This is a genomic window from Pedobacter sp. ok626, assembly GCF_900100435.1.
Taxonomy (GTDB): domain Bacteria; phylum Bacteroidota; class Bacteroidia; order Sphingobacteriales; family Sphingobacteriaceae; genus Pedobacter.
Map to the genome: position 1 here is coordinate 77,254 of NZ_FNEX01000024.1, position 18,990 is coordinate 96,243.

Genomic DNA, 18,990 nt, shown 5'->3' on the forward strand with positions numbered 1-18,990 from the left:
TTATGGTTTAGTTATGGTGTAAGTAAAGTTTTTGTATGCTTTAACTGATCCAAGGCCCAACTCTACATTGTTACTTGCGGATGTCAAGGTAATAATAACTGTTTTATTCACCGTCACCGGAACATTCTTAATAGGAATGAGAATCTCAGCAGTGTATTGGCCCGCGGGAATCGTCACACTGCTGTATGTTGGCATTGTATAGTTTACATCAACCACAGCTGTTCCTGATATAGTAAAATTTACCACTACATCATAATCCTTCGGCGTATTTACGTAAACTCTGGCTCCGGCAACCGGTATGCTAGGTGCTCCGCTTGCAGTGTTGCCTACTGCGGTTACAGCCCCCGGATAAGGTCCTGTATTTACTTTTGCTACAATGTATACTGCATTTGGAATGTCCGGATAATTCTTTTCATCTTTCTTACATCCCACAATTGCAATTCCAAATAATAAAACGATTAAGCTTATTTTATTAACTATTAAAGTTTTCATAATTTCCATAAATTAATATCCTGGATTAGGAACCAGGTTAGGGTTATCAATAAGTTCCTGGGCAGGGATTGGCCAGCGCAACCAGTTGGGATTGGTATTTCCAGTTACCGTAGCATAACGTCCTGTTCTAATGAGGTCATAATATCTTTTACCTTCATAAACCAGTTCTCTTAGCCTTTCTCTTTCAATTTCCAAACGAACGTCCCCCTGCAAGGTAGCTAGCGTACCGCCAATATTAGCCCGTCCGCGAACTAGATTTAGTAGTGTAATCGCATCCGGTGTTAGTCCCTGTTCATTTAAGGCTTCGGCTCTGAACAAGATGATTTCAGGTAAGCGGTACACGATTCTGTTCGCATCCTGCTGTAAAACATTATTGGCTACCGTACCAGGATATTTCAGCACGTAAGTTTGATTAGGGTCTCTGTAGGGAGCTGGACTGGGGCCGGAGTTACGGTAAGTACCCGCGGTTCTCAGGTCACTGGCAGCGAGCGCACTAAGCACAGCAGGAGACGGCTGGAACCTCCAGTTGCCAGCAGTATAGGCCTGACCTAAAGGAAGAAACAGATCCGTCAACGGATTTGTATCACCTTCCTGATAGGTATAGTTATACTGGATTTCGAATATCGATTCTGAGGAGTTCTTATTGGTAAAAATAGTAGGGTAACTTGCTCCGGCTACCAAACTGTAATTCGCCGGACTCACCATCACTAGTCTGGCCATTTCTGCTGCCTCAACATAACGCTTCTGCCATAAATATAAATCAGCCAGCGTACTTCTGATTGCTCCTTTTGTAGCACGTCCTTTATTTTCAAGCGTAGAGCTAAAAGGAAGATCTGGCACCCTTACTTCTGCAGCCTTCAAATCCAGTTCAATCTGTGTAAAAATCTCTGCTCTGGTTTTTTGTTTAGGAAACAGCTCGCCGGAAAGGCTCTCAAAAGGCTCGAGTACTAAAGGTATATTTTCAAATGTGCGTGTTAAATAGAAGTAAAAAAGTCCTCTTAAGAAATAAGCTTCTCCCATAATCCGTTCCCTGCGGACATCCAATGCCGGATCTGAAATTGCAGGCACGTGTTTAAGTACGCCGTTGATCCTGTTTATGCCCTGATAAAGAAAATTCCAGGTCACATAACCGTTGCCTGAGCCTACATTACCACTAGTCACCTGCAAGTCATTGGATAGAGTCCTGTCGGTATTAGCGAAAACATCTGTCCGGCCATCTCCCCAGACTACATAATTCACCGCATTTTTTTGCAATGCGTCATAACAAGCATTGATGGCATTGTCTGCATCAGATGCTGTTTTAAAGAAATTGGCACCGGTTATCTGGCTTTCAGGAACTTGGTCGGTCACTTTCTCGCAACCAATTCCTGCCAAAACCACCAGCATGCCTAGTATATATTTTAATCTAAATCTTTTCATGGTCATAACTTTTAAAATCCAACACTTAACCCAAATATGAATGTCCTGTACTGAGGATAAGTTCCCTGGTCAATACCAATATCGGTAACTCCGCTTCCAAGAGAACTGGCTTCAGGGTCATATCCGGTATAATTAGTAATGGTAAAGAGATTTTGTGCAGTGGCATATACCCTGATATTTCTGATCGGCGTCTTATTAAAAAGCTTTGTAGGCAGCTTGTAGCCTAGTGTCACGGTTTTAAATCTTAAATAAGAACCATCTTCAATCCAACGGTTAGAGAATCTTTTGTTTCCAGCAGGATCGGCATGGTTAGCACGTGGAATATCTGTCACATCACCTTCAGCTCTCCATCTTCTGAGCATATCCAGACTTCCGCTAAATCTACCGTCACTTTCCACGGTAAAGCGGCTTCCGTTAACCACATCATTACCATAAACAAAGGTGGTCAGGATATTCAGGTCAAAATTCTGATAAGTAAAAGAGTTGTTGAATCCTCCGGTAAACTTTGGAAGCGCAGAACCGATAATCATCCTGTCCCCATCATCTATGGTCTTGTTACCGTTAACATCCGAAAACATCATATCCCCACCCTTAAACACGTAATTGTTAGCTCCAATACTGGTAGAAGTTAAGCCCGTGGCATTGTCGGTGGTATATTGGTACACCCCATTGGACTTCCAGCCATAAAAACTACCGATAGACTCTCCAACCCTAAGCACAGAATAGGAAATTAATGAACCAGTCGATCCCGCCCCCTTTTGTAAGATAATCTCGTTTGCGCCCGAATTTAGGCTCAGCACTTTGTTTTTATTAAAGGAGATATTGAAGCTAGAACTCCATGTAAACTTTTGCCCTTCTATATTTCTGGTATCCAGCGTAAACTCCAATCCTTTATTTTCCGTAGCGCCCACATTCTGAAGTACAGAACTAAACCCTGTTGTACCCGGCAAAGGAACATTCAACAGTAAGTTTGAAGTTTTCTTTAAATACACATCGGCATTCAGGGTAATCCTTGAATTAAGCATAGAGATATCCAAACCGATATTGTATTGATCGGTCGTTTCCCAGGTAAGATCAAGATTAGGGATTGTGGTCATGTGGATGCCACTTTGTCCCAAATATCTTGAACTGGTACTGTATCCGCCCTGCGCAATGTAATCATCTATAGACTGGTTACCGGTCCTGCCCATACTTGCACGAAGCTTGAAGTCATTCACTGCGGTTATGCCCGACCAAAATGATTCATTACTGATTCTCCAGGCTGCCGATACAGCAGGAAACATAGCATAACGTTTGTTTGCACCAAACCTTGAGGAACCATCACGACGAGCGGTTGCTTCTAAAAGATATTTGTCTGCAAATGAATATCCAATTCTCGCAAAGGCAGAAGATAGCCCATTGGCGCTAACGCTAGACCCCACTCCATTAGCTATCGAAGCTGCATTCAGCGTATAGATGTTGTCAGTTGCATATTGGGAACCTGAAGCTTGTAGCCCAAAAGAACGTCGCTTTTGCTGACTGTAACCCAATAAGCCTGTAAGTTTATGGTTTCCAATGGTTTTAGCATAACTTAGTGTATTCTCATTTACCCATCCGGTAACATTTGATGAAAAACCAAAACCAGATGATACACCATTCCGCGTAGCATTCGAGGGCTCAAAAAAAGTATCCAGTACAGAGGCATAGTTGACACCCAAGGTCGACCTCAACCTCAATCCCGGAATGATTTCGAATTCCCCATAAACATTCCCCAGCAAAGAAGTCACCTGATTCTCATACTTTACACGCTCAGCATAGGCAACCGGGTTTATAAAGCCGGATACATCATCATTGTACAACGTACCATTTGGATTATAAAGTGGCATAGCCGGGGATTTTTTTAAAGCCACCTGGATCAGCGATAAACCACCATCATCAGTCGACGAGCGCCTATTCAGGTATCTTGTAACCGACAGATTAGAACCGAACTTTAACTTGTCTGTCGCATCATAATCCAGGTTCAATCTACCGCCGCCCCTTTGATAGCCAGAATTAATGATGATACCCTCCTGGTCAAAATAGTTACCACTTAGCGCAAACCGAAGTTTATTTTCCCCTCCTCTTATCGCCATTTCATAATTTGATATCGGAGCACTTCTTAAAATCGCATCCTGCCAGTCGGTATTAGCCAAATTGCCAGAGTTATCCGGCAAAATAAAACTATATAGAGAAGTAATACCGTCATTAATTGCATTTGCACGCTGTTCCTGAATTAACTCCAATGACTGTATGCTGTTCATCATTTTTGGCCTGGTGTTTTCATTGTCTTTTTGCACACCTCTATAATAGCTCAAGTTATAGGTTGTGGCTCCTTTGCTTCCTCTTTTCGTAGTTATTAATACCACACCATTTGCCGCCCTTGAACCATAAATAGCCAAAGCTCCAGCATCTTTCAGAATTTCCATAGATTCAATATCATCAGCATTGATGGCCGACAAAGCCGAAGGTGGTGTTCCGCCCCGCCCACTGTAACCGGTTAATGATCCTGATTCAACAGGCACCCCATCCACAATATATAGCGGATCATTACCTGCGTTAATAGAGGTAGTACCTCTTATTCTCAAAGTAACCGCACTACCCGGTGCCCCTGAATTCTGCACCACCTGCACACCGGATGCCCGGCCCTGAATCAGTGATTGAGGCGTGGGTACAGGAAGATTTTCTATTTCTCTTCCTTTTATCGAAGATACCGCAGAGAGCAAATCCTTTTTCTTTTGTGTACCATAACCTACCACCACAATTTCAGAGAGCCCTTGCTCTTGCTCCACCAGTTGCAAATTGATCTGAGTTTTGCCCGATGTAGCGATCTCCTGGGAGGTAAAGCCAATGTAAGAAAATACAAGTATGCCTTTCTCCGGAATCCTAATGGTATAATCACCATTCTGATTGGTAGTCACCACTGCTGATCCTTGTTTGTGTTTAACGGTAATTCCCGGCATAGCCATACCTTTTGTATCGGTTACTTTACCGGTAACCAGCTTTGTGGTATCGGCAGTGCTATGCAACCTTGGTCTGTCTTTCAGAAAGACTACAATGTTTTTACCTCTGATGGCGTAGTCTAGGTTCTGCAGATCAAGAATCCTCCTCAAGGCCTCATCAAGAGGTATATTATTCATAGCAAGATTCAACACAGCCTCCTCATTAATTTTATCGGGGGGCCAGACTACATTATAGCCCGTCTGTTTCTTTATACTTTTAAAGATCTGCTTCAGAGATTTTCCATCCTTATGAAGTGTAATCCTTTGCCCCAGCACAGCTGCAGAAGCATGGACGAGGAACACTAAGATTAAAATCGTGGTAAGTTTCATCACACGCATTAGTTGGTCAGACAAAATAGCAGAGCGACCATGCCTGATAAGGTCATAAAAAGTCATATATTTGGTTGTTTTGGTTGATAATTTATTGTACTAGCAATTTTGTAATAATCAAAACTTACATCCGGGAGTGTTAGAGCACTCCTGGATTATTTTAATTATCGTAATGTGGTTGTAAAGACTATTGCATAACGATAATCCTCCTTCCTTCGATGCTAAACTGAACTAATTTCGTGAGCGACAATACCTGAAGGAGTTCTCTTGCATTTTCAAACCTGGAAACGCTCCCACTCAGCACCAGTTTCCTGCTCGCTTCATCCTGATAAATTATATCTACATCATACCACCTGGATACCTGGCGCATAATGCTTTCCAGGCTTTCGCGGTTAAAGTTAAAAGTGCCGTTCTTCCAGGCTACTGCAATTTCCGTATCTACTTCCAGTACATCAACGTGGTCAGCTTTCAATACAGCTTGCTGACCAGGCTTTAAAGTAGTAAGGCTTCCTTTTACCCATACTTTCACCGCACCTTCCAGCAATGTCGTCCGGGTGCTGTTTTCATTATCATAAGCATTCACATTAAAATGAGTACCCAATACCCTGATCTCCTGCAAATCAGTAACGACCTTAAAAGGGGCGTCTTTTTGTTTGGCAACTTCGAAATAAGCTTCTCCTTTCAGCAAAACTTTTCTCTCATTTTTATCAAAAACCAGTGGGTATTTTAATGATGACATGGCATTTAGCCATACTTTGGTGCCATCAGGCATGGTAATTTCATACTGACCACCTCTAGGTGTTTCTATTGTGTTGAATAAATTCAGCTGATTGGCCTTCCCCTTCACTTCATCCAATTTGTACACGAGTTTACCATCCGCTTTTTTGGTAATCTGGATTCCGGCCTGACTAAGTATTGTGCCATTTGCTTTGTCATCAAGGGTAATTTTTTTACCGTCAGCCAACGTAAGCGTCGCTTTGTTTCCACCAGGGGCCAATTGTTCTGATTTTACCGACACAGACTGCTGAACAATCTGCTGCTGTTCCTGCTTGTTCATAAAGAACAAAAGTCCTACACTTAAGGCAATCAATACCGATGCGGCTATAGCAATTCTTCTATATAAAAGGTTTTTTTGGTTTTTATCCCCATAGCCTGCATCCGGTTGTGTCATCATCTTTTGGTGCATGCGTTCCCAATCCCCTTCCGGATGCTGTGCTACTTGTGATTCGCTGATCCAATGCTCCTTCAACAGTAATAGCAGTTCTTCCTTTTTTTCATCTTTTTCAATCAGCGCAAACAATTCATTAAACTGCGCTGCTGTGCAGGAGTTATCTAGATAACGCGCTAGTAAAAAGGATAGCTCATTTCCTTCAGACATACATTTTGTATTTGGTTCTAAATACAAAGACGAAAAAAAACAAGGGGAGGCCTACTCTGCTATGAATTATTTTTAAAAAAAATAACAACCAGAATAATCAGGTCTGAATTTGCAGAAATATGCAGTCTGATAAAGCTTAATGCATCCAGTATATGATTCTTAACTGTAGCTTTAGAAATATTTAAATGTGTTGCAATCTGATCATAAGTCATGTGCTGCTCCCGGCTTAGACGGTATACAAATTGTCTTTTATAGGGTAACTTACTAACCACCTGATCTAACTGACTCTTCAATTCATCAAGATACAGTTGATCATCAGAACTACTATTGTCTGCCGCTTCGATCTCGGTCCAGATGAGCTCTCTCAGAATTTTATCTTTAGAAGCTAAGCGTAGAAAATCAAAAGCCTTATTCCTGGCGACCTTAAAAAGAAATGAGGAGAAATTATTGATTTCGGTTAATATACTTCTGCTATGCCAGAGCTTTAGAAAAACGTCCATTACAATTTCTTCTGAGCTTTCCCTGGATTTAGTTACTTTAAGCAGATAGGAATGAAGCCTTCCGTTATATTTTTCAAAAAGCCGCTTGAAAGCCGCTTCATCTCCTTCACTAATAAGGAGCAATAGATCACGGTCGTTATCATCTATAATTTTCATACGGTCTGCCAGGCTGGCTTATACAATGGTTTAATCTATTTGGTCTACTACACAATAGTACATAAACTCGCTAACTAAACAAAGTCGGGATCTATTAATAGATTATCTTATGCACCATTTTGTTCCTGGTTTACCTTTCTTATCTTTGCTGTAAATAGAGGGTTCTTAAAACCCAACTAATATACGAATAAAGATGTCAGACGAAAAGATCATATTTTCAATGGCGGGCGTAAATAAGATTTACCCGCCCCAGAAGCAAGTTTTAAAAAATATTTACCTGTCCTTTTTTTACGGTGCCAAAATTGGTGTAATTGGTTTAAATGGTTCAGGAAAATCTTCTCTCTTAAAGATCATCGCAGGTCTTGATAAATCCTTTCAGGGAGAAGTTGTTTTTTCTCCAGGTTATAGTGTAGGTTACCTTGCACAAGAGCCAATATTAGACGAGAACAAAACTGTAAGAGAAGTAGTTGAAGAAGGTGTGGCCGAAATTACAGCCATCCTAAAAGAATACGAAGAAGTTAATGAAGCATTCGGTTTAGAAGAAAATTATTCTGATGCGGACAAGATGGATAAATTAATGGCCCGTCAGGGTGAACTGCAAGATAAAATTGATGCCGTTAACGCCTGGGAATTGGATTCCAAACTAGAGCGCGCCATGGATGCCTTGCGTTGCCCAGATCCTGAAACGAAGATCGGTGTATTATCTGGAGGTGAACGCAGACGTGTAGCCATGTGTCGTTTATTGCTACAGGAGCCAGATGTATTGTTATTGGATGAGCCTACCAACCACTTGGATGCTGAAAGTATCGACTGGTTAGAGCAGTTTTTAAAGAATTATAAAGGAACCGTTATTGCCGTAACTCACGATAGGTACTTCCTGGATAACGTAGCCGGATGGATCCTTGAACTAGACAGAGGTGAAGGTATTCCCTGGAAAGGAAACTACTCATCTTGGTTAGATCAAAAAGCTAAACGCCTGGCACAGGAAGAAAAAACAGAAAGCAAGCGTCAGAAAACACTGGAACGCGAGCTGGAGTGGGTACGTATGGCCCCGAAAGCCAGACATGCAAAATCTAAAGCGCGTTTATCGAACTACGACAAACTGGCTTCGGAAGATGGTAAAGAAAGAGAAGACAAACTGGAGTTATTCATTCCGGCCGGACCAAGGTTGGGTAATGTAGTCATTGAAGCCAATGAAGTTACTAAAGCTTATGGCGACAGGATTCTTTTTGAAAATCTGAGTTTCTCTTTACCTCCGGCTGGAATCGTTGGGATTATCGGACCAAATGGTGCAGGTAAAACTACGCTATTCCGCCTAATCACTGGACAGGAAACTGCTGACGCTGGTACTTTCCGCGTTGGAGAAACTGTAGCATTGGGTTATGTAGATCAAATGCACAATGATTTAGATCCTGAAAAAACAGTTTATGAGAACATTACTGACGGACTGGACAATATCCAGCTTGGTAATAAAGCGGTAAATGGAAGGGCTTATGTTTCCAAATTTAACTTCAACGGTGGCGACCAACAGAAAAAGGTTGGCGTACTTTCTGGAGGGGAACGCAACAGGGTACATCTGGCCATTACTTTGAAAAAAGGCGCAAACGTATTGTTACTGGATGAGCCTACCAACGATATTGACGTAAACACTTTAAGAGCATTGGAAGAAGCACTGGAAAACTTTGGTGGTTGTGCAGTTGTGATTAGCCACGATAGATGGTTCTTAGATCGTATATGTACGCACATCCTTGCCTTTGAAGGCGAATCTCAGGTTTACTTCTTTGAAGGAAACTATAGCGATTACGAAGAAAACCGTAAAAAACGCCTGGGTGATGTAACGCCACACCGCATTAGGTACAAAAAACTGGTATAAATTTGTATAGAGAGCAGGTGTAAAATAAATGTACAACTGCTCTCTACAGTTTGTCCATCATTTCCACACTGCTAGAGCTAACGAATCCAACCTAAAGCCAGCTTACTATAAATTTTCATGTTCCTAGTGAAAAAAACTGTTTTGGTTTAGTTTTTGAGAAATATCACTTATAAACAAAAACATCATCACTATGAAAAAATTATTCTTATTTAATGCGTTGTTGCTAGCTGCAACCAGCGTATTCGCGACAACCGGCCTGCTGGGGATGATCTCATCACCAGCAAATGCAGAAACCATGGCACGCTGTACTGCTCAATACAACCTTACAGTGGTGGATAGCGATGGAAATGTACTGGGAAACTATCAGGCGGTAGCCACTGGTTCTTCCTGTGCTTCTGCGATGGAGAGTGCTAAAGGTAGTGCTTATGTAGAAGCTTATACTATGTTGCATTCTTAGCTGCAAATAAGCTAAATTAATCGAAAACAATTAAAAAAACCTGCAATGTAGCAGGTTTTTTTAATTGCCTTTATTCTTCTCAATAGACATAGACACACATAACATTACATACCTGCCCAACAAGCTTGCGCTGCTGCTGGACAGTCCAACATTACTTACATTGTTGTTCACGATACTGCTCACATCCAAAAGATTTTTTCCTGAAATACTATAATTGAACCTACCTTTTTCAGGATGATAGAGCAACTCTGTATTCAATATGTTGTAACCCTTGTGGTTCAGTGTATACCTGTCATAAGCTAAGACATGAGTAACCTGTCGGCCTAGTTTTGTTTTAGCTGCGATGGCGTATTTATAAGCCTCATTGCTGGTTATTTTCTCTTCTTTCTGATAGATAGCCTCCTTTAGGTAGTGAAATTGCGCGTACAGATTAACAGGCAACTTAAAACCTGTGCCTAGTTTCAATTTGACCCCGTGGTTTAAGTTAGCAAACGGGTTGATCTGCTCACCTAAAGCTGCGTAATATTGATGTTGTGCAGCGGTTAATTCTACAGTAGCATCAATCGCCAACACCGGGATAAATTTTTGTAATACCATTTCGCCGCCTAGCCGCTTGATCCCTTTATAAAGACTCATTTGCGAAAAGTAAATTTCATTGTCGAAAAAATTGGTGTTGATCCAACCCAAACGACTGTAACTTGCATCTGCCACAGCCCTAAATGCCATGTAATTAGCTGAAAAACTATTGTTCAGATACGTTAACGCAGCGCGGTGCAGAAAGAATGCACGGAATTGATTTAAACCCTGATTCACATTCCTGACGTCTGTGAATACATAATTTTCATAATAGGACAGCGGGTCAGGAATATTATTCTTCAATCGATAATCAAAAATCAAATCCTGGTTTTCATTAAGTTTTGCTTTGAGGTTTACCCTGGGCTGAAGATAAAAAAACAGGCTATCCTGATTGTAAATATGTGCTTTCCTGAGGTGTGCTTCCAACATGAACTGGAGTTTAATTATCCGGTTATCGAAAGTATACTTGTGCCCAAAGTACAGGTCCCTGCCTTCTGTTTGATTTTGATTGACAAATTGCCCGCCTAGCTGGCTTTTCAATTGTCCATCTATCTTATACAGCTCGGTATTAAGGTTACTTTTTGATAGGCTGGCGCCCAGATTAAAGTAAAAGTAATGATTCCCCGTTTTTTTAAGTCCTTGTAAATCCAATGATACTGTATTGACCCTGGTATACACCTTTTGTAAGAGGTGTCGGGCATTTTCAAAGTCTGAGATCCTGCCATACAAATCAGATTCCGAATCGTAGGCCTGCTCCACTTTTTCAGAACTAACGTTTGCTACTGCAACAAAAGCAGTTGAAGGGTTTGCTTTAAAAATATATTTTAATGCAGTCCTTAAGTTATGGAACTGATCTGCCTGCCGTTGCAAGACCACATCAGCCGGGTTTAAATTAAAGGAAGAAGCTGAATTAGCCTGATAGTCTTCATCTTTGATCGTATAAGCAACAGTGGCAAAAACATGTGATTTTTCATTGATCCGCTGGTCTGCACTCCATTCCACCTGATAGTTTTTGTTGTTACTGTTCCTGCTTTCCCTGTCTTCAGTCAAAATGGTTTCAGGGAGATAATACTGCTGAAAGCGATAACGTTCATCAAACAGTTTATTCTTGATGGCATACACACCCAGCGTAATCTTTAAATCTTTATTTATTCTATTCACCAGCGATATGCTTCCAGAAAAGCTGTTGTTTAAACGAAAATAATCGCCATCAAATGGGTTCGCATCTTCAATGGTATGGTTCAGGAGCTTGTTGGACGGCTGAGCTACATTGATATTGCTCAAGTTGAGCAGATCTGCCTGGTACTTTCCAACGTTGTTGTGATTTAAAAATGAAAAAGCCTTAATCCCATTATAAAAAGAAATTAAATTGGTGGAGAGGTCTTTACGGTTGGCTGTTCCATAAGCAGCATCCACACTTCCGGAAATGCTTTTTTTATCTTTAATTTTTAAATTCAGTACCACCTCGTCAGAACTGATAATTCCATTCAACAGGTCATTTTCTACATAATGCTCTATGGCCTGAACCTCTTCCACCAAATTTGGTTTCAAATGCTGGGTGATAGTTTTATAATTTTCGCCCGTCATGTCGTCGCCTTCTAATAAAACCTTGTTGATCCGCTGCTGGTTAAAATAGATGGTCCCGTCATTGGTTACTTTCATACCAGGCATTTTTTTGATCACGCTTTCCAGGTTTCTGTCCTCAGCACTGGTCAATCTGGCCACGTTATATTTTGTTGTGTCGTTTGCCGAAGTGGCAATGGACGGTTTAGATTTAATGTTGATTTCTTCCAGTTGCAAAGCATCGTCAGCCAGTGTAAAATTGTGGTTAACAATTAATTCCCGCTGTTGGTTGGCAATATCAATCTTAAGGGTATCTCTTTTTACTCCTATATAACTGGCTATAAGGTACAGGGTTTTGTTTCCGGTTACATCTGCTTCAATAGAGTAAGCCCCCTGGGCGTTGGTAGCAGAAAACGACAGCACTTCCTGATCTGCATTTTTAAGTTGCAGATTGGCCGATTCTATGGCACCTTTAGCACCTTTAACCAGTCCACCTACTTTGAGTTGCTGGCCTACGGCATACTTCGCTATACAGGCTAAAAATATAATAAGGATAAAGCGTTTCAATTCCCTAAAACTTTTCCATTTTTTCGGGCATAGTAATGGTCCGGTTGCCTGTTGTACCGTTGTCTCCGGTAAAAGTCACCCTTGATAAAGCTTCATTTTGCTTGATCCGGCTTTTGTAAGCATTGATGAAATCGCGCTGGGTAATTGGTTTATCTTTCTGATATACTTTAGGTGTAGTTAAAATAGCGGGGTCGAAACTGGCTTTGAGGTTGATACCCGTAAGTTCATAGCTATATATGGAATTTGCATCTTTAACCGCCACGATCAATCCTGGCAAGCCGCAAAATTTCCAGGGGCCGTTAGAAATTGCAATTTCATCAGCAAACCAGGCTTCATATTCCCTCCCCCTAAAAGAGGCGGTAGCCTTTGTACAACTGTATTTTAGGATCTTACGCTTTTCCTTGCTTATTTTCCATTTAAAATTTGAAAGGGTATCGGTAATCAGGTAATATTTAGCCAGGATATTATCACTCAACTGCAATTCCTTTGCTCCAAAATTTTTAAACACAAAATATTTTTTGCTGGTATTTATAACCTTGGTTTCCGAGGTAGCATTATCTATGTTCATAATTGAGCCTTCTACATTTTTCGGAATATTCATTTCCAGAGATTTGTTTCCTGAAAAATATAGTATGGAATTAATTACCCTGGACTTTCCTAACAAGCCATCGTTAATAGTTAAACTGTAGTTACATGTTCCCTTTACCTGCGCATGTAGGATAAGGTGAAAAACACTTAAAATTAAAAGCAAAATACTTCTGGTAAGTACATTGGGTAATGCCATATTAATGATGATTAAAAGCCTTTTTTAGTAGTAATTAAATATAGTTTGTTGGTGACATAGCAGAATTAGCAAGAAGAAGCTCAATATTCCAATGCTAACCCTACAAATTTAACAGCTATAGTTTACAATTGTTTTAGTGGGATAGGAAAAAAAGCTCAGTAGTTATCCCTTCTTATTAAAGAATCCATTAAAATACATCAACTGATATTTGATGGCATTTGCCCAGTAATCCCAATTATGTACACCGGGTCTGATGATAAAATCATGAGGAATATTGTTATACTGCAAAGTTTCATGCAACTTCATATTTACATTATAAAAGAAATCATCCTTGCCACAGTCAATAATTAAAGCCAATCGATTTGGAACCAGCATCCAGGTCATATTTACGACGGTATTATCTCTCCAACGTTGCACATTTTTATCGTAATCACCCAGTCTTTTAATAATGTCCCAGGACGCTGGAAAAGGTGTAATGTCTACCCCACCACTCATACTTCCCGCAGCACCAAATACATCCTGATGTTTAAAAGAAAGATATAAAGCACCATGTCCCCCCATGCTAAGTCCCGTAATTGCTCTGCCTTTCCTGTCTTTTATAGTATTGTAATTCTTATCAATCCAGTTTACCAACTCAGTAGCTACATAAGTCTCATATTTCCATTCCGGATCAATGGGACTGTCAAAATACCAACTGGTTACATTTCCATCCGGGCATACGATGATTGTTTGATAATCATCCGCATATTGCTGAAGGGCGGGCACCTTTTTTATCCAATTAGAAAAAGAACCACCAGCACCATGGAGTAGATAAACGACAGGCATACTTTTCGCCTGGTTATAACTATCTGGCGTAATGACTACAGCCTTAATATTTTTCTTCATAGCAGCACTATAAGTTAGCGCTGTATCTACTTTAGCAGCATGAGACAACTGTACACACAGCAATGCTACAAGACTTAAAAAAATTGTTTTCTTCATTATTATTGATTGATCCAAATACAGGCTGCCCCGACCAACGCCGCATCTTCCCACATTTCGGTTTGCCTGATGATTACATTTTTGTTTACTATTTTTTGTTGCAACTGAGGCATAAAATGATCCCATGTGCGTGCGATGTTCCCCCCAATAACCAATACTTCTGGATTTTCATCGGCAATAAAATCATTAAGGAAACTAGCCAGATTTATAGCGAATTCATCAAATATCTGATTCTTTAAAGCAAGCGTTGAGTTATCCAGTAAGTCCTCAACATTTTTCACTTCCTTACCTGTCAACTCCTTGTATCTGGCCAAAAACCATCGTGTAGATATATATTCTTCTGCATTTTGCTCAAGAAAAGGTAGTGCAGCCCTGTTTACATCTACCACAGTCCCACTACAGTTACTAGCCGAGCCGAGTCCGGTACCCAAGGTAATGCCTATTGCTCTGTCCTTATCAGCTGCAGCGCCTGCAGCCATTTCACCTCTTAAGAAAGCTTCAGCATCATTAATAAAAATGATAGATTGACGCGATATATTTAATCGCTCTGATAATATTCGCCCCACATCGAGTCCATATAGAGAGTCGTACTTTTTTACATTTTCAAAAAGCGCAATCCCTTTTTTATAATCAAAAGGTCCAGGCATGGCCACACCTATTTTAACCTCCCCAATAGGTAGTCCAGCAACTAAAGAACTCAGGGCTTCTACCCAGGAATCGAAGATAACAGCCGCAGTCGATTCGGAAGCCACCCTTTCGCGTTTTAAACTATCCGAAATCACGTGATAGTTGGAAGAATCTATATATGCAGCTGTAATGTGCGAACCGCCAATGTCTACGCCAATAAAAGGAGTCAAAGCTGTATTAAGGTTCATAGGTTTAGCAAAATTTTGGTTAGGTTATTCAAATAAAGGTATTTAAACCGCTTTATTAAAATGTTTTTCAATTTTTTTAAACTATTTATTTTCTTCCCCCAGTGCTAAAAGTTCGTCATACGTCAATTCATATAGTTTTGCTGTTTTCTTAATCAATCTATCCGCGGGGTACACAAAATCATCTTCGATTTTTTCATAGGTACTTAAAGCCAACTTTAAATACTCCGCGGTTTCCTTTGCCGTTCTTTTAGCATTTTCCCTTAAAAAGGTAAATTTCTCCCCCAATGTCAATTTCATATTGTTCATTAAACTTTGTTTTATAGATAGCAAGTAACCACCAACAAGTAATATTGGTTTTTCGATTTTTTTTCGGCCTCTTTGCAGGCTGGATAGCACTGCTCAATGTGACTTTACTGGTACTCATCTGGGGATGCTGTTCCAATTGTTTTTTTCTCGAACAAAGACGAAGGAGAGACGAACCAGACTCGACGCAATAACGACTTTGTAAAGGAGCGAGATACAGCAATCTTACAACCCTAATGCAAACCCGAAAATTTTTCTGAGACGGCGTCAGGAATGACGCCTATATATCACAATTCAAATCTCCAAGATTAGAGTTGCTGCGATATAGATATTAACATAAAACAAATATAATGATTCCAATTTAATTCATCTATAAAGACTGTATCAAAAACTCCATATCGCATATCCGTTTTATCGAAATCCTAATAAATATAAGACAGCGCGTATAGAAACCTTATTGACAAATCGAAATTGATCTTTGTTTTATGAACGATTATCCTTTAACATATCAATTGCGGTTTTTAGACTAAAAAAAAACTTATGATAGAGTGTACCATACATTTCATCGTTACTGGCTAAAAAGCTAATCAAATCTTTAACGTAAACGATGCCAATACATTTGCCATTAATTATAACAGGCAAATTTTCCTGGTCCTTTTTAAGGAGTGTATCAATTGCTTCAAGTACCAGTCGTTGCGGATGTAGTCCCATTTCGTCATTTAATTCAAAAAGGTAAGATCCCTGATCAAGGATAAAAGAACAGATCTGAGGGTTCTGAGCTATTCCCAATGTTGAAAACGAAACAAGCTGATCGACATAGTCATTTAGCGTTGCAATAGTATATTTGGACAAACAGTGTGAGCTTTTGGCAAAACCAAACACTCTTTTTAAAGTTGTTACACTGATTCTTCTGTTCAAAGACTCCTGGATCTCTAGGGCAATGTGCCTGCAGTCACGGGGTGTAATATTGGTCAAACCCGTTCTTAAAATTATCTGTTGTTTTAATTCTTCAACATCCATTTTAATTATACCTGTTTTCTATTTAATATTCCTACTATGCCCTTCATCAAATTAGCATCGAATAGACCTGGGCTAATACAAGTAATCTATAAGTTACTATTGCACTCTGGTTACTTTTAAAAAGCTGTTTGCGAATACTGTGCTCGTTCCACTCGTAACCTTTAAATGTTTAATAGTTAGCGTTGGAGCCGTACTACCTGTCACAACAATACCTTTTATTACAACGCCACCTGTCTGACTGGATGACGCTAAGAATGAAGATGATGTCGCAGTATTAAATGCATTTATTCGTAGAGTTTTTGAAGCGGTACTTGTACCCGAACCTGTAATCTGAGCTTCTATAGATGCGCCGGTAGTATTGCTTAGATTCACGCCGTAATTTATACCAGTAGTAACTGCACTAGTAGAAGTTGACAAAACTGCTTCAAACTCATAGGTTGTGTTAGCGGCTAGGGCCAGTGACAAGCCTGTTATATCGGCCAATGTTTGACCTGTTGTTGTTACCGTAGTAGCAACCCTTGTATATGTTGGTCCTTCCGCCTGTACAAATTCGGTTGTAGCCAATTGAGTGGTGTTGGTTCCAAATGCAGCGGTTACTGCAGTTGGAACCCCGGTAAGAGCTGGCGAAGCAAGCGGAGCCTTTAATACTACTTCGTTATCAAGCTCGTTGATAGCAGCCTGAACATTAGTTGCTGCTATAGTTCCTGCAGGTGTATTAGGAAGCGTGTTTGCAGTTTGGTCTCCCGTATTTGTTCCAGATAAATTTGCTACAGATGTATTGGCTAACATTGCGTTTGTTATCGCGCTGTTTGCAATAGAAGTGGCATTGCCTACTGAGGTTACTACTCCGGTTAAATTCGCGTTTGTCGTTACGCTACCGGCAGTGGTCGCGGTCGCTGCATTTCCACCGATACTTAAATTAGCTACCGGTGTTGTTGATGTTACTGTAAAGGGTGCTGTCCCTGTTGCTACATTTGATATCAAAACCGGTGCGGTCAGGTTTCCTCCGGTTAGGACGAGGCTTGTTCCTGTTGCGGCTCCCAATACTGGTGTTGTCAGCGTTTTATTAGTAAGCGTCTCAGTACCAGTAAGCGTAGCCAATGTACCTGTCGTTGGTAAGGTAAGTGTTGTAGCCCCCGTTGAGTTCAATGTTGTTGAAAAAGCACCGCTTGTAATTAATGAACTATTGTTAGCCAAAGTTAATGTAGCTGTTGTGGCTGGTGCGCTTATGGTTACTTTATTTAATGTTGTCGCAGTAGCCACACCAAGATTAGGCGTTGTAAATGTTGGGGAATTTGCAAAAACAGCAAGCCCTGTACCAGTCTCGTCCGATAATGCTGCTGCCAGTCCGGCAGAGTTGCTTAACGTGCCTTGTTTCCCTGCTGACGCGGTACCAGCGGCAGCATCAGCATAAGCAGTGGTGGCAATTTTCGTACTGTTATCTGCAACAGTCTGGGTCACACCAAATGTTGTAGCAGGAAGTGTAACCGGACCAGTAAAAGTCGGCGAAGCTAATGGAGCATATGAAGTATTAGTGTAAGCATTCGAGCCCAAAATCCCACCAGCTCCAATATTCAAAACTGAGCCATCTGTGCCAGAAAAAGTTAAACTGTTATTTGAAGTCAATGTTTTACCATCTAAGACTGTTATTGTAGCGCCTGTTGCAGGAGCGGTTAAGGTAACTTTGTTTATTGAACTAGCTGTTGCTACTCCAAGATTAGGTGTCGTAAATGTTGGCGAAACTAACGGTGCTTTTAAAGCGAATCCAGCTGTAAGTGCTGTTTGGTCTGCCTTCAAGGCTATAGCATCCGTAGCGGTTGTAAGATCTGTTACGTTTGCTTTTAATGCTAATCCAGTAGTAAGAGCTGCCTGATCTGCTTTCGATGCCAAACCAGTTGTTAGATCTGTTGTATTTGCTTTTAATGCCAATCCAGCAGTAACTGAAGTTTGATCTGCCTTCAAGGCAATAGCATCTGTGGCGGCTGTAAGATCTGTTATGTTTGCTTTTAGTGCAAGTCCAGTAGTAAGTGCTGCCTGATCAGCTTTCGATGCCAAACCAGTCGTTAGATCTGTTGTACTTGCTTTTAATGCTAATCCAGCAGTAACTGCCGTTTGGTCAGCTTTCAAGGCAATAGCATCTGTGGCGGCTGTAAGGGCTGTCTGATCAGCCTTTAATGCAAGTCCAGTAGTAAGAGCTGTCTGATCAGCTTTTGATGCCAAACCTGTCGTTAGATCTGTTGTATTTGCTTTTAATGCTAATCCAGCAGCAACTGACGTTTGATCCGCCTTCAATGCAATAGCATCTGTAGCAGCTGTAAGGGCCGTTTGATCTGCCTTTAATGCCAATCCAGATGCGACTGCCGTCTGATCTGCTTTTAACGCCAAACCTGTCGTTAGATCTGCTGTATTTGCTTTTAATGCTAATCCAGCAGTAACTGCCGTTTGATCTGCCTTCAAGGCAATAGCATCCGTAGCGGCTGTAAGATCTGTTACGTTTGCTTTTAGTGCAAGTCCAGTAGTAAGAGCTGTTGTATTTGCTTTCAAGGCAATTGCATCTGTAGCAGCAGTAAGATCTGTGACGTTTGCTTTTAGTGCAAGTCCAGCAGTAAGAGCTGTCTGATCGGCTTTCGATGCCAAACCAGTCGTTAGATCTGTTGTATTTGCTTTTAATGCTAATCCAGCAGTAACTGAAGTTTGAT

Annotated in this window: 14 protein-coding genes; 2 read left to right on the forward strand and 12 right to left on the reverse strand. The window is 40.7% G+C overall.

Going from position 1 to position 18,990, the window contains the following annotated elements:
• The 5 genes from BLS35_RS25515 to BLS35_RS25535 form a co-directional block, all read right to left on the reverse strand.
• On the reverse strand, window positions 1-492 hold the full coding sequence (locus BLS35_RS25515; RefSeq protein ID WP_090786855.1) for a hypothetical protein: 492 nt from the start codon (window positions 490-492) through the stop codon (window positions 1-3).
• Between the two features lie 12 nt (window positions 493-504).
• Window positions 505-1,911 (reverse strand): RagB/SusD family nutrient uptake outer membrane protein, encoded by a 1,407-nt coding sequence (locus tag BLS35_RS25520; protein ID WP_165973428.1) that lies wholly within the window; start codon window positions 1,909-1,911, stop codon window positions 505-507.
• A gap of 11 nt (window positions 1,912-1,922) precedes the next feature.
• Window positions 1,923-5,324, reverse strand: a complete 3,402-nt coding sequence (locus BLS35_RS25525) for a TonB-dependent receptor (protein ID WP_090786858.1) — start codon at window positions 5,322-5,324, stop codon at window positions 1,923-1,925.
• Between the two features lie 121 nt (window positions 5,325-5,445).
• On the reverse strand, window positions 5,446-6,636 hold the full coding sequence (locus BLS35_RS25530) for a FecR family protein (protein ID WP_090786860.1): 1,191 nt from the start codon (window positions 6,634-6,636) through the stop codon (window positions 5,446-5,448).
• Between the two features lie 59 nt (window positions 6,637-6,695).
• Complete coding sequence (locus BLS35_RS25535; protein WP_090786862.1) at window positions 6,696-7,292, reverse strand: RNA polymerase sigma-70 factor; 597 nt, start codon at window positions 7,290-7,292, stop codon at window positions 6,696-6,698.
• A 193-nt stretch (window positions 7,293-7,485) separates the two neighbouring features.
• On the opposite strand from BLS35_RS25535, the gene ettA reads away from it, so the two are divergent.
• Together ettA and BLS35_RS25545 are read left to right on the forward strand one after the other, a co-directional pair.
• Window positions 7,486-9,165 carry an energy-dependent translational throttle protein EttA gene (gene ettA / locus BLS35_RS25540; RefSeq protein WP_090786865.1) on the forward strand — a complete coding sequence of 560 codons (1,680 nt, stop codon included), beginning with the start codon at window positions 7,486-7,488 and terminating at the stop codon, window positions 9,163-9,165.
• Window positions 9,166-9,355: 190 nt separating this feature from the next.
• A complete protein-coding gene (locus tag BLS35_RS25545; RefSeq protein ID WP_090786868.1) occupies window positions 9,356-9,622 on the forward strand; it encodes a hypothetical protein in 267 nt (88 codons plus the stop codon).
• A 60-nt stretch (window positions 9,623-9,682) separates the two neighbouring features.
• On the opposite strand, the gene BLS35_RS25550 is transcribed toward BLS35_RS25545, so the two are convergent.
• From BLS35_RS25550 to BLS35_RS27970, 7 genes are all read right to left on the reverse strand, one after another.
• Complete coding sequence (locus BLS35_RS25550; RefSeq protein ID WP_090786871.1) at window positions 9,683-12,328, reverse strand: peptidase associated/transthyretin-like domain-containing protein; 2,646 nt, start codon at window positions 12,326-12,328, stop codon at window positions 9,683-9,685.
• A 4-nt stretch (window positions 12,329-12,332) separates the two neighbouring features.
• Window positions 12,333-13,112: a GLPGLI family protein gene (locus BLS35_RS25555; protein WP_090786874.1), complete on the reverse strand. Its 780-nt coding sequence runs from the start codon at window positions 13,110-13,112 to the stop codon at window positions 12,333-12,335.
• 162 nt (window positions 13,113-13,274) lie between these two features.
• Window positions 13,275-14,093, reverse strand: coding sequence for an alpha/beta hydrolase (locus tag BLS35_RS25560; protein ID WP_090786876.1), 819 nt, complete (start codon window positions 14,091-14,093; stop codon window positions 13,275-13,277).
• Between the two features lie 2 nt (window positions 14,094-14,095).
• Entirely contained in the window at window positions 14,096-14,968 is an 873-nt protein-coding gene (locus BLS35_RS25565; RefSeq protein ID WP_090786878.1) for an ROK family protein, read from the reverse strand.
• An 81-nt stretch (window positions 14,969-15,049) separates the two neighbouring features.
• Window positions 15,050-15,274 carry a helix-turn-helix domain-containing protein gene (locus BLS35_RS25570; RefSeq protein WP_132226075.1) on the reverse strand — a complete coding sequence of 75 codons (225 nt, stop codon included), beginning with the start codon at window positions 15,272-15,274 and terminating at the stop codon, window positions 15,050-15,052.
• A gap of 480 nt (window positions 15,275-15,754) precedes the next feature.
• Window positions 15,755-16,291, reverse strand: coding sequence for a CBS domain-containing protein (locus BLS35_RS25575; protein ID WP_090786883.1), 537 nt, complete (start codon window positions 16,289-16,291; stop codon window positions 15,755-15,757).
• A 96-nt stretch (window positions 16,292-16,387) separates the two neighbouring features.
• The coding region (locus BLS35_RS27970; protein ID WP_175459633.1) for a beta strand repeat-containing protein at window positions 16,388-18,990 on the reverse strand (2,603 nt) is incomplete at its 5' end.

Coding starts and splice junctions, on each gene's coding strand:
- BLS35_RS25515 (WP_090786855.1), bottom strand. CDS start 492: ATGAAAACTTTAATAGTTAATAAAATAAGCTTAATCGTTTTATTATTT.
- BLS35_RS25520 (WP_165973428.1), bottom strand. CDS start 1,911: ATGAAAAGATTTAGATTAAAATATATACTAGGCATGCTGGTGGTTTTG.
- BLS35_RS25525 (WP_090786858.1), bottom strand. CDS start 5,324: ATGACTTTTTATGACCTTATCAGGCATGGTCGCTCTGCTATTTTGTCT.
- BLS35_RS25530 (WP_090786860.1), bottom strand. CDS start 6,636: ATGTCTGAAGGAAATGAGCTATCCTTTTTACTAGCGCGTTATCTAGAT.
- BLS35_RS25535 (WP_090786862.1), bottom strand. CDS start 7,292: ATGAAAATTATAGATGATAACGACCGTGATCTATTGCTCCTTATTAGT.
- ettA (WP_090786865.1), top strand. CDS start 7,486: ATGTCAGACGAAAAGATCATATTTTCAATGGCGGGCGTAAATAAGATT.
- BLS35_RS25545 (WP_090786868.1), top strand. CDS start 9,356: ATGAAAAAATTATTCTTATTTAATGCGTTGTTGCTAGCTGCAACCAGC.
- BLS35_RS25555 (WP_090786874.1), bottom strand. CDS start 13,112: ATGGCATTACCCAATGTACTTACCAGAAGTATTTTGCTTTTAATTTTA.
- BLS35_RS25560 (WP_090786876.1), bottom strand. CDS start 14,093: ATGAAGAAAACAATTTTTTTAAGTCTTGTAGCATTGCTGTGTGTACAG.
- BLS35_RS25565 (WP_090786878.1), bottom strand. CDS start 14,968: ATGAACCTTAATACAGCTTTGACTCCTTTTATTGGCGTAGACATTGGC.
- BLS35_RS25570 (WP_132226075.1), bottom strand. CDS start 15,274: ATGAACAATATGAAATTGACATTGGGGGAGAAATTTACCTTTTTAAGG.
- BLS35_RS25575 (WP_090786883.1), bottom strand. CDS start 16,291: ATGGATGTTGAAGAATTAAAACAACAGATAATTTTAAGAACGGGTTTG.